Annotated in this window: 10 protein-coding genes and 1 pseudogene; 9 read left to right on the top strand and 2 right to left on the bottom strand. The window is 52.8% G+C overall.

Going from position 1 to position 11,434, the window contains the following annotated elements:
- From ACK4S7_RS12370 to ACK4S7_RS12345, 6 genes and pseudogenes are all read left to right on the top strand, one after another.
- A pseudogene (locus ACK4S7_RS12370) lies at positions 1–493 on the top strand (hypothetical protein); the annotation flags it as partial.
- A gap of 852 nt (positions 494–1,345) precedes the next feature.
- A complete protein-coding gene (locus ACK4S7_RS12365) occupies positions 1,346–3,388 on the top strand; it encodes an ATP-binding protein (RefSeq protein ID WP_409647332.1) in 2,043 nt (680 codons plus the stop codon).
- Between the two features lie 2 nt (positions 3,389–3,390).
- Positions 3,391–3,756: a response regulator gene (locus ACK4S7_RS12360; protein WP_409647329.1), complete on the top strand. Its 366-nt coding sequence runs from the start codon at positions 3,391–3,393 to the stop codon at positions 3,754–3,756.
- A 32-nt stretch (positions 3,757–3,788) separates the two neighbouring features.
- Positions 3,789–4,046: an Hpt domain-containing protein gene (locus tag ACK4S7_RS12355; protein ID WP_409647326.1), complete on the top strand. Its 258-nt coding sequence runs from the start codon at positions 3,789–3,791 to the stop codon at positions 4,044–4,046.
- Entirely contained in the window at positions 4,047–5,645 is a 1,599-nt protein-coding gene (locus ACK4S7_RS12350) for a tetratricopeptide repeat protein (RefSeq protein WP_409647323.1), read from the top strand.
- Positions 5,642–7,921 carry a response regulator gene (locus tag ACK4S7_RS12345; RefSeq protein ID WP_409647320.1) on the top strand — a complete coding sequence of 760 codons (2,280 nt, stop codon included), beginning with the start codon at positions 5,642–5,644 and terminating at the stop codon, positions 7,919–7,921. The genes ACK4S7_RS12350 and ACK4S7_RS12345 overlap by 4 nt, the downstream gene beginning before the upstream one ends.
- A gap of 532 nt (positions 7,922–8,453) precedes the next feature.
- Here the strand turns inward: ACK4S7_RS12345 and ACK4S7_RS12340 are convergent.
- Complete coding sequence (locus ACK4S7_RS12340; protein ID WP_409647318.1) at positions 8,454–9,032, bottom strand: hypothetical protein; 579 nt, start codon at positions 9,030–9,032, stop codon at positions 8,454–8,456.
- Positions 9,033–9,164: 132 nt separating this feature from the next.
- The gene (locus tag ACK4S7_RS12335; RefSeq protein WP_409647316.1) at positions 9,165–10,256 is read right to left on the bottom strand and encodes a sensor histidine kinase; all 1,092 of its coding nucleotides are present in this window, start codon (positions 10,254–10,256) and stop codon (positions 9,165–9,167) included.
- A 148-nt stretch (positions 10,257–10,404) separates the two neighbouring features.
- Here ACK4S7_RS12335 and ACK4S7_RS12330 point away from each other — a divergent pair, with 148 nt between their 5' ends.
- The 3 genes from ACK4S7_RS12330 to ACK4S7_RS12320 all read left to right on the top strand — a co-directional run.
- The gene (locus tag ACK4S7_RS12330; protein ID WP_409647313.1) at positions 10,405–10,806 is read left to right on the top strand and encodes a response regulator; all 402 of its coding nucleotides are present in this window, start codon (positions 10,405–10,407) and stop codon (positions 10,804–10,806) included.
- A complete protein-coding gene (locus tag ACK4S7_RS12325; RefSeq protein ID WP_409647311.1) occupies positions 10,803–11,141 on the top strand; it encodes a response regulator in 339 nt (112 codons plus the stop codon). The genes ACK4S7_RS12330 and ACK4S7_RS12325 overlap by 4 nt, the downstream gene beginning before the upstream one ends.
- A 30-nt stretch (positions 11,142–11,171) precedes the next feature.
- Positions 11,172–11,434: alpha/beta fold hydrolase (locus ACK4S7_RS12320; RefSeq protein WP_409647309.1), on the top strand; the 263-nt coding region annotated here is incomplete at its 3' end.

The following is an 11,434-nucleotide window of genomic DNA, read 5'->3' as shown; positions in this document are numbered from 1 at the left end:
TCTTTATGACGATCTGCGAACAACAGAACTGACTGCCGGAACTTGGCCGATCCGACTCTCCAACGGGCTGCGTGGAAATAGTTGGGGAGTTGAGGCATGGGCTACACATCAGCTGGCTTCTTGGTGGCAGCTGAAAGTAGATTTTGCTACTCTCAGCAAAAATTTCAAAGAAAAGGACGGCCATTCCGACATAACGGCGGGGGCCGCCCTTGGTAACGATCCGGGATACCGATTGATAGCGCGTTCCCAAATTGAAGTTGCGCCAAATATCGACCTAGATTTTGGAATTCGTGCAATTGATGACCTGAGACGTCCCGCCGTAGCGTCGTATATCGAGGCCGATGCGCGTCTAGGCTGGCGCCTTTCCAACAACCTCGAATTTTTCGTTGCGGCCATGAACATGCTCCGAGAGAAACATGATGAAAGCGCCTATAGAAATGGAGGCCAGTTAGAGGAACGAAGCGCTTATGCGGGAACTCGCTTAATCTTTTAAAAGTTTCACTGGTTTAAAGAGATATTCACGGCAAATACTTGGAGCCTCGCCGAGTTCGTCTGCATTGCCCTATTTTTTTGTTAAATAGCAGACATTCCGCTGGGCCACAATCGGATGCTGAACGAATGCTAGCTTTTAACAAACGCGCTCAACCCTAAAAACGACCACAATGTTGTCGTATCCGGTAAGTCCGCTTTTATGCATGTTGTCGGAAAGCTGCCCTATGCTATGCCGATGAACAATTGGCAGGAAGCGATTGCTTCAGCCTGCAACTTGAAAGACCGAATGTTTTAGATTCCAGCCGTCCGCATGGAATTCTGATTGGCCGACCCAGACATGTAAAGGCGGCTTGCGTGCATGACAGGATTGCGCCCAAATGCAGTCATTATGAGCGACGGCTGGCTCCAACTTTACCGGACATCGCATCAGTAAAATTGAAATGCTAACTTGTCAGCTTACAGGAAAGTCCCATTTTTCCGAGCGATGTAGGTAAGCGGTCTTTCATCAATGACGAATGCCTTCGTCATCTGGCGGCGGAATTGTCGTCTGTTTAGGCATTCGCACCAAGCATTGCGACCGAGCGGCGGGACTTAGCGAATTTGCTTTCACAATGCGAATGGCGCCCTTGGCGCTCTGCGGACCAATGAAGGTAATCTCGGTGCGCCGCATTAATCGGACCGGCCAAGGAAATAATTTACTATAAATTCAGCATTGGCGTGTTAAGTATTTCGAAGCGGCCTCCAAATATCGTGCGTAGGCCACGAGCCGCCGTGAGTATCAGATTTGTTAACCTATTTTGGCGGCATTCGTAGGGAATTTACTTGGATCTCTGGGGTTCTGCTACTCCCGGTAGTGCTTACTTTCGTATTCATTCTCATCATAGATGAGTTCCAGCGCCAAGAGGACCTCTCGCTGCAGGTGGAAACGTCTTATCTGTCGCGTGCCCAGATTGGCGAACTGCTGGCAATTCATCAGGATATCGAACTCGGCCAGCGCGGTTATATTCTTACAGGGAACAAAGATTTTCTTGAACCGTATGTCAACGCCCGACCCCAGCTTGAACAGCTATTCGGCCGCGTCGAGACCGTGTTGGCACAATCTGCACTATTGATAAAACTTGAAGCTATATCCGACCAAAAACTTGAATTTGTGAACCTCTCTATCGCTATGGCCCGCGGCGGCGATTTTGAGGGTGCAAGGCAGCTGATCGCGGATGGTCGGGGCAAGGATTTGATGGACCAGATTCGCGCCGGCATCTTGGAGCTGGACCGAGCGGAATACCAGCGACTGGCTGATCGCCAAGCAGCGGTCCGCCGAGCTCGTTTAGATGTCCAGCTCTGGGTTTTTGTAATTTTCGCCGGGCTCTGTGCAGCCCTCATATTTGCGATGTTCATTGTTTCGAAAGCTTGGCGCGCGCGCGGGGAAGCGACGCAGAAATATCGCGATCTGAGCGCACGGCAGGAGGCGATTTTCGAAGGCGCAAAAGATGGTATGCTGATCGTAAACCAGAGCGGTTCAATCGAGACGCTTAACGGCGCGGCGGCAGCGATGACAGGCTATGCGCGCAACGATCTAATCCGGCGTGACATCGGATCGCTTTTCGAAGTGGCACCTGATCAAGGCAATAAAGAGACTTTCCTACGCAGACTTGCCCAGAGAAGTCGCGAGAGCGGCAGCGATGTCATTGAACTGATTGCGCGGCGCAAAGATGGAACACTTTTCCCCTGCGATGTCGCGATCAGCTCGGTTAAGCTCGCCGAAGGACAAGCCTTTGTCGCGATCGTCCGCGATACGACTGAGCGTAGGCGGGTGGAGCAACTAAAAAGCGAATTTGTTTCTACAGTCAGCCATGAATTGCGCACGCCATTGACTTCAATTGCTGGATCGCTTGGCTTGATTCAAGGCGGCGCTGCGGGCGAAGTGTCAGAAAGAGCGGCACGTCTGATCGAAATAGCGCGAGACAACAGTCAGCGGCTGGTGCGCTTGATCAATGATATATTGGACATGGAAAAACTTGAAGCAGGGCGTATGAAATTCGTATTGCAACCTTTGGTCCTAGCCAGTTTTTTAAATCAGGCCATCGAAGCGAATCTGGGCTATGCCCAGCAATATTCAGTCTCGCTCGTGGTAGAACCAGTTCCACCCAACGCGACAGTCATTGCTGACCCCGATCTGCTTATGCAGGTTATGGCAAATCTGATTTCTAACGCAACCAAGTTTTCCGAAACGGGTGGAGAAGTCGTCGTGCGAGCCCTTTCGCTCGATCGCCGCTGGCGCATCTCGGTCGCGGACCGGGGCATTGGTATTTCTGAGGCATTTCGCAGCCGCGTCTTCGGCAAATTCGCGCAGGCAGAGGCCAGCGATGCTCGACAGAAGGGCGGCACAGGCCTGGGCCTCAGCATTGTGCGGGAGATTGTCCACCGAATGGGCGGTGAAATCAGTTTCGAAACCGAAGTGGGCGCAGGTTCTACGTTTCATGTCGACCTCCCCGCTGAACGTCGCGCCAGCAATCGCGTAGAAACTAATTCAGGCTTATATCCCTCAGTGCTGCATGTTGAGGATGATCCAGATGTTCTAGCCATTGTCGCTGATGCTCTTGAGGGACGGTTCCAGCTTGCTTCGGCCCAGACGCTGGCTGAAGCACGCACGAAATTGCTGCGCAGTAAATACGATGTTGTCATTCTTGACGTCGCTCTTCCCGATGGTAGCGGGAAAGAATTGCTCAACGAACTTGGAGACACCCTTGTCCTTGTATTCTCGGCGCAAGACATCGACCAGGACTTGGCGAATAGAGCAGATGCGGTGTTGACAAAATCTCGCGCCAGTCTGTCCTGCGTGGTCGAAACTCTGTATAGCTTGCTCGCCAAAAGCGAGATTGAGTCTGAAGGAACTTGACCATGATGCGCGTACTCTATGTAGACGATGAACCAGATATTCGCGAAATTGCAGAACTCGCTCTTGAACTTGATCCCGAGTTTGAAGTGAGGGTATGCGGGTCGGGCAGCGAAGCTCTCACCATCGCGCAGGACTGGTTGCCTGAAATTGTGTTACTTGATGTGATGATGCCTGGAATCGATGGACCGACGACGCTCGGCATGTTGCGCGCCAATCCCTGCACCCACGCAATTCCAGTCGTATTCATCACTGCCCGTGTGCAGGCTGGCGAAACCGCAAAGTTGAGCGCTCTCGGGGCGGCTGGCGTGCTGGCAAAGCCATTCGACCCTATGACCTTGGCGACCGAAGTTCGCGGGTTCCTGCTATGACGACTCTGGAAGAAAGACTGGAAAAGATCCGCATGTCTTTTCGCAGCAAAGCGGCGGCGCGTGCGCAGACGCTTCGTATTGATCTTTCTTCAGGTAATGTGGGAGGCCTGCGATCGCTTGCGCACGATCTGCATGGCATGGCTGGGACATTTGGTTTCGACAGGCTAGGTGCACACGCTCAACTTCTGGAAGAAGCAACTATTACACACGTCCACATCAACGACGATATCGGGCAAAAGGCAACGGCGCTTGCGGACGCGCTAGACGACCTTGCAAAGGAAACGCACTGAATGCGAAGATTTTATCTGACTTCGGCTATGGCCACAATCGGCCTATCCTTTACGGCATCTGTGCAGGCACAGCACGCCGGAACAATCGACGCAGCGCAGACCGCTGCGAACCAGAATCGCAATCAAGATTCTGCTGACTTGTACGCTCAAGCCATTCGCGAAGACCCGTCCGTGCGCGACGCGCTACTGCAGCAATATGCCGATCAGCTTACCTTCTCGGACCGCAGCCGAGAGGCAGTACCGCTTTATCGGGAAGTACTTGGTAGGGGTGACCTTGCCGCAAGCGAACGCAGCTTGGCGATGCGCGGCCTCGCGCTGGCGCTAGCATGGAGCGGGCAGCATCGCGAGGCTGTCGCCGCCTACAGCGACCTGCTTGAAATCGATCATGAAGACCGTGATGCGCGGGTGATGAGGGGCAAGGTCTTGCTCTGGTCGAGCCAATACTCCGCCGCAATCCGGGATTTCAAACACGCCTTGGCTCGCGACCCGAGTGACACAGAAGCGCTCAGGGCACTCGCCGAGGCACAAAGCCTTGCGGGGTATCAGCGCGACGCACTGGCTACGCTGGCCCGGTTGCCCCAGAACATCGACGCTGATGACCTTCGTTTTCTTGGACGGACGCTGTTGTGGTCGGGCAGGCCGAATGCAGCGCGCGATAGCTTGGCGCAGGTGATGGCAATGCAGCCAAACGATCCCGCAGCGCTGAGCCTCTTGCGCGAAAGCGAGCGCGCCACGAAACCTTTGAGTGAAATAAGCGTGCGCCATTCCGATCAGTCGGACGCCAGCGACTTTTGGCAGGTATCGGGTTGGCAAAGCATATGGCCTAACGAAGCTGTCATGTTAAGCGTTGGATACGATGGTTTTTACTTCGATCCGGCCGAAACTGCTTCGACGGTTGATGTTCATCGCCCGGCAGTCGCCGCGCGGGCACGCGTTTCCGATTCTATAGAACTGAACGGGCAATTGGGGATTACCCTCACTAAGAGCCTTCAAACCGATCGCGAGCGTATGACGTGGAATGTATGGGGTACTTTTGCGCCTAGTGACCGCTTGCGGTTCGACACTGGTTTCAACCGCTCGACGCTCGACAATGCGCGCTCCAACCAGCTGGGTATTTATGCGGACACGTTTAGCTGGTCGGCCGACATTGGTTCCGATGCTGCATGGAAGCTGAGCGCCCGGGCGGCGCATTCAGACTTTTCCGACGGCAATGATCGCGACTGGGGACAGTTAGAACTGCGCCGACGCGTCGGACGCCGGCCAAACTTGTTTTTGGGTGCGCGCTATACGCATTTCACTTTCGACGAGCAGCGTGACAACGGCTATTTCGATCCAGACCGGCTGAGAGCCCTGGAGTTCACGACTCACGGATGGGGAAGGTTGGGCGCGTTCTGGTATGATTTGCGGGGGGCTATCGGTCGGGAAGATCAGCGAGGCGGGGGCGGCCGCACGATCTATTCCGCGGAGGCGCGCCTGACCTACGATGCCAGTCGCTCGTGGCAAATCGAAGGTTATATTAACTCGTTCTCGTCGCGGACCGAAGCGCTTGGAGGGTTCTCGCGGACAACGACCGGTCTGACACTAAGGAACCGTTGGTGAACTCTGCTGGCGGCACGCAAAAACCCAGCATCCTTTTGCTTGAAGATGAGCCTGATCTCGCCGAGTTCATTTCTGCTCAGCTCGAAGATGCTGGCTACGAGGTCACGCATGTCGAAAATGGCCAGGCTGCGCTCGAAACTCTCGATGAAATGTTGCCGGATATAATAGTTTCTGACGTGATGATGCCGGGAATGGATGGATTCCGGTTCCTCGAAGAATTGCGCAAGCGCCCGCGATTGGAGGCTATTCCGCTTATCTTTCTTACCACCAGGGCCAAACTCGATGATATCGTGGCCGGGCTTGCGCTGGGCGCAGATGATTACCTGGTAAAACCCTTCAAGCCAGCTGAGTTAATCGCTCGCGTGCAGAGCAAGCTGTTGCGCCCTCCAGTCCCGGCCGCCGACTTGCGGCGCGATACGAGCAGCGGCTTGCTAGGAGAAGCAGCGTTCCTCAGTGAATTGGAACGCGAACATGCCCGCGCCAAGCGTGGCACCTATCCCGGCGTTGTCGCAAGACTTGTGATCCCCGACCTTGCTCGGCTCAGGATATATTTCGGGCCGCGCACGGATCGCGCGCTCGCATCGCAACTGGGCAGGTTGCTGGAACAATCAGCCGATCCACTGGCCAGTCTGGGACACGCAGCGAACGGCGATTTTCTAATCATGATACCAGGTCTGCGCGGCAGCGAGGCCGGGACCGCACTAGAGCGGCTGGCCCAGAAAATTGCGGCTGACCGCTTTTCGCTTGGCACCGAAGCTTTGCGGATTTCACCCTCGATCGGTTATGCCGAATTCGCAGATGGTCGCAATGGCGCGGACGTATTCGAGGCGGCACGACTAGCGGCCAACGAATCCGCAGCTCACCTCGATCTTAGACCCACTGCATTCACCTCTGCAATGCGTGATCGCGCTTCCGAAACATATTTTTTGGGTAACGTGCTGCCTGCGCTGTGGCAGTTTTTTCGCTTACCGGGCCAGATGGTACTCTCGGTCGCAATTGGGGTTTTGGTTCCCTACCTCATCTACGTCTTGCTGGGCGCACGCGGCGAAGGCGTTGTGCGGTTTGTCTACTGGTTCATCGTCGTTTCGATAGCCCTCACCGCGGTTCTGATATGGGTTGAAGGGCTGCTGGCGCTCAGGCGGATTGATCCGAAACCGGCGACCAATTACCCGCACGCAAGTGCCATCATAGCGGCGTATTTGCCGAACGAAGCGTCGACACTTGAATCTACAATCGACGCATTTCTGGTCGAAGCACAGGTCTATCCGGCCGATCTTCAGATCATACTCGCCTACAATACGCCCCAAGATATGGCTTTTGAGAGCGTGCTACAGGAAATTGCACGCCGCCACCCACATTTCGTGCCGTTGCGCGTCGATGAAAGCACCTCCAAGGCACAAAATGTCAACGCGGCACTCACTTTGGTCAAGGGCGAGTTCACCGGGATATTCGATGCCGATCATCAGCCCGATCCGGGTAGTTTTCGCCGCGCGTGGGACTGGCTCGCACATGGAGCGGACATCGTTCAGGGCCACTGTTTTATCCGCAATGGCGAGGTATCTTGGGTAGCCAGGCTTGTTGCCATCGAATTCGAACAGATTTACGCTGTCTCGCATCCAGGACGCGCGCGTCTTCACGGCTTTGGCATTTTTGGGGGCAGCAACGGATATTGGCGAAGTGAACTGTTGCGCAAAACACGTTTTCGCGGATCAATGCTGACTGAAGATATCGACAGCTCATTGCGAGTGGTCGAAAGCGGTGGTCAAATCGTTTCCGACCCTTACCTGATCTCACGTGAACTAGCTCCCACAACCATGGAGGGGCTCACCAACCAGCGGCTCCGCTGGGCGCAGGGCTGGTTTCAGGTTTCGAAAAGACGTCTATTTCCCATGCTGCGTTCGCCGCATCTGTCTTTGCGGAACAAATTGGGGGTTTTTCACCTACTGGTTTGGCGCGAGATATTTCCGTGGTTGTCGTTGCAAATTTTTCCGATCGTCGCTTTTTGGGCTGGGCAAGCGGGAGGACTGGACCGTCTGAATTGGTTCGTCCCGATTTTGTTTATCCTAACTATCGCAACGCTTGCGACCGGGCCGGGACAAATCTACTTCACGTGGATTCTGGCTGACGCGCAGCAAAAGACGCATCGCAGCTGGTTTATTCAATACTTGTGGAAGTCGCTTCTTTTTTACTCCGAGTTCAAGAACCTTATCGCGCGGGTCGCTCAGTTTAAGGAAGCCGCTGGCGAAAAAGCTTGGAAGGTTACGCCGCGCGGCTGAGAAGGTCTCCCGATCTGCAAACATCATCAATGTCCGGCGGGATTGCTTTTAATTTGCTAATTAGATGCAAACTGTGACCGGCTTTCTGTGCAGAGTTTCCGGTATGCTTCCTGCCCAATTCCGGCCGTTTTGGATTACTGAGACATTGTCCGCTTTCGGGGGTGTGACTAAGCCGCAGGGAATGTCGGCGATGTTGTCGTGTCCGGGCCGTCCCCTTTTAGGGCAAAACTTCCAAAACACCGACGTTCAACACGCCCGCCTAGGCGACGGCAATTCCCGCTAACGTTTCGGACATTGGTTCGGACCAACTAGCTTTCTAAAAGTTGCCGTCTGTTCATTCGCTCAAGCTAGAACGATTTATGGCAACAATTTGCCCAGAAGCGGGCGATCTGCTTAGGACCTAAGGCCGGCCATGGCCGTTATTGAAGTCAGCATCATCCCATCCGAATATACATGCCACAGGTCAATAGTGCTAAATAAAAAAGGACGCCAAGATAACCTGGCGCCCGTGTTCGCAATTAGTGCGACGGATCTAAGCGTAACGTACTTGCATTGTAGTATGTTTTTTGCGGCGCATTGAGAAACCCACGCCCGCCATGCCGATCAACATCAGCATCCAGGTTGTAGGCACTGCTGCTGCAATTTGCGAAGCCGATGCATTTACAAAATTGGAGGAACCAAGCTGGCCAGACGTGTTAACGCGAAATTGGCCGTTAGAGCTTTGTTGAAAGAAACGACCGTCCAAGCCAGATGCGGTGAGGAACATTGTGCCGGTTCCATCGAGAAATCCATCGCCAGTCGTGAAGAAATTGCCATATGTCGTGCCGGTGAACGGTGCCACGATTGGGGATCCATTAACCATACCCGTGATCGAAAGTATGGAAAATGCGGTCTCACCAGCTACTTCTGTTGGTGTATCGGAGGTTGTAAATACGCCACTTCCCGAAACTTGCGGTCCGAAGAGAGGTGTCGATGTGTTGAAATCGAACATAAACCCGGCTGCAGACGCAGGCACAGACATTGCGCTGAGGGCAATCGTGCTCGTTATAAGATAACCTAACTTTTTTATGCGTCGCTCTCCTTTTGGCATATAAATGCGAGGATTATCCAAGCGCAGGGTGCACCGGGACGTTTAAGCAACTTCAAAATATCTATTGGGATGCTTATTTTTAAAAATAACTCACATTCCCGAGACAGGGACGAAGGGCTGCCGGTTTGCCATCATAATTAGGTTTTGACAGAGCTATGCAATCTTAAACGCGAACGATAATCGCAGTCCCGCTTCCCCAGTTGTCCATAAAGGGATGGCGCCTAATCCTTCAATGGACGCAGCTATAATGCGCAGGCCTAGACCTTTTGCATCAGAAAGAGCAGCTACTACATCGTGAATTTCCGGCCCTCCATCAGTACAGGTGACAAGATAATTTGACCCGGCCTGAGTTCCAGTAATGGTTATCTCCCCGCCCTTGAAACTGGCGTAAACATGCTTCAGGGCATTTGCGACGAACTCATTAATAATCATTCCGAGCAAGCTGGCTGTGTCGGCTGACACGCGGGACTGCGCTACACGGGATTTAACTGTCACCCCCGCAGGACAAATTGTAGATTGCAAATTTGCTAAACGCGCCAAGAAAGTGGCCAACTCGATACTTTCGCCATCTCCAGCTTGATGAAGCTCTTCATGAAACGCGATGATGGCGGTTAACCGAACCTTTACTGCATCTAGCGCGATTTTAACCGCAGGCTCTGCTGATTTAGAAACCTGTAAGCCAATAATGGAATTGACGGTCTGAAGGGAGTTTTTAACACGGTGATCCATCTCGCGGCGAAGGATCTCTTGTCGCTTTAGTGCGAGCCGCAACTCCAATTGGCGCATCACTTGGTCAGCAAGGATTCGTAAGGCGTCTCGTTGTAATGCTGTAAGTGTGCGTGGCTGATGGTCAAGAACGCACAAAGTTCCAATCGGAAGGCCATCTGGCGTTTTCAGCAACGCACCCGCATAAAAGCGCAAGCCATTTTCGTCAAAGCAGAGCGGATTATACCTTGTTCGGGGATCTTCAAGCGTGTCTTCAATTTCAACAAAATCGTTTTCGAGGATTACATGAGAACATATACTTGTTGCGAGAGGAGTTGATCTAACACCGAGGCCAATTTCGGCCTTGAACCATTGCCTATCTACGTCAATGAGGTTGATAACTGAAATAGGCGTATCACAGATTCTCGATGCCAGATCGACGACTTCGTCAAACTCCCTTTCAAAAGGGGTGTCTAGAATTTCGTAGCGCCGGAGTGCCGCCAAGCGTTCCTGCTGCTTGATATGCGCCTCGGCGATCATGAGGAAAAAGTCGCCATTTCGACCATCTAGCCTATTAAACCCTTCCGGTCTTCTAAATATTAGACGGCGATCTCATACCATAATTTGTGCTCGCAATTTTGAACATTTCGATGCTGTTTATGTTCTGGGTCAAAGGGCCATATCAAACATGAATTTAGGTCGTAACTTAGCGCAGCAACAAGCCGATGCTGCAGTACGTGCACCCGTCCTAATCGTCGAAGATGAATTTTTGCTCAGACTTATGCTAAGCAATCAGTTGCGCGAGCATGGGTTCGATGTGATCGAAGCATCTAGCGCAGACGAGGCGCTGACAATGTTGTCCGCTCCAACTCCTTGTCTAATTGTGACTGATGTTCGAATGCCGGGCAATTTGAACGGCATAGATTTGCTGAGTCGGGTCCGTGAAACCCACCCTAAGCTTCCGGTAATTTTGGTGTCGGGCCATTTGACTGGTATTGAAATTACTGACGGGTACACGCAGTTCATGCCAAAACCGTATGCCCACGATGCGCTGTTGCAGAAAATTGAAGTGATCCTGAGGACAACATGACGTCGGTGGAAACGAACAAAATTGCACCTTCAACCTTGATTGTTGATAGTGAAATTATTTCGCGGCACGTTATTGCTGACTATCTTCGCCATTGCGGGTATTCTGTGGTTGAGAGTGCAAATTTTGATGAGGCTTATACAGATGTTGGTGAGCCAAGCTTATTAATCGACATTGTTTTGTTAGCGGTAATTGGGTCGGAGACGAGAATGGCGTTTGAATTTGCTCAATGGCTTCGATCAAACCAGCCAGAGCTTCAAGTCAGTTTGGCGGGAGGTATTGACATGGCCGCTCAAACGGCAGCCGATCAGCAAACACCACAGCCTTCTAATGAGTAATTCAACCATAATTTCAATAAGGAAGCAGCGATGCACGACATCCAACGCGGGACTGGGCCTAAGCTCCTGCTCATTCACGGCCTAGGCGGAAGTTTGCAGTCATGGAGCACTGTAATCGGCGGACTTAGTGCTGATCGCACAGTTATTGCAATCGATCTTCCTGGACACGGCGCTACGCCCGCTGAACCCGACAGCGGCACGTTTAGTGGTTTGGTTAAGAGCGTAGAGCGTTATATTGCCGACAATGGATTGACTGGGATTGACGTGGTCGGCAGTTCGATGGGCGCGCGAAT

It is taken from the genome of Sphingorhabdus sp. (genome assembly GCF_046292425.1).
In the GTDB taxonomy this organism is placed as follows: domain Bacteria; phylum Pseudomonadota; class Alphaproteobacteria; order Sphingomonadales; family Sphingomonadaceae; genus Sphingorhabdus_B.
This window is presented reverse-complemented; position numbering and strand designations above follow the sequence as displayed.

Excerpts from the sequence above, each read along its gene's own strand:
- ACK4S7_RS12335 (WP_409647316.1), bottom strand. The coding sequence starts at position 10,256 with ATGATCGCCGAGGCGCATATCAAGCAGCAGGAACGCTTGGCGGCACTC.
- ACK4S7_RS12325 (WP_409647311.1), top strand. The coding sequence starts at position 10,803 with ATGACGTCGGTGGAAACGAACAAAATTGCACCTTCAACCTTGATTGTT.
- ACK4S7_RS12360 (WP_409647329.1), top strand. The coding sequence starts at position 3,391 with ATGATGCGCGTACTCTATGTAGACGATGAACCAGATATTCGCGAAATT.
- ACK4S7_RS12350 (WP_409647323.1), top strand. The coding sequence starts at position 4,047 with ATGCGAAGATTTTATCTGACTTCGGCTATGGCCACAATCGGCCTATCC.
- ACK4S7_RS12330 (WP_409647313.1), top strand. The coding sequence starts at position 10,405 with ATGAATTTAGGTCGTAACTTAGCGCAGCAACAAGCCGATGCTGCAGTA.
- ACK4S7_RS12355 (WP_409647326.1), top strand. The coding sequence starts at position 3,789 with ATGTCTTTTCGCAGCAAAGCGGCGGCGCGTGCGCAGACGCTTCGTATT.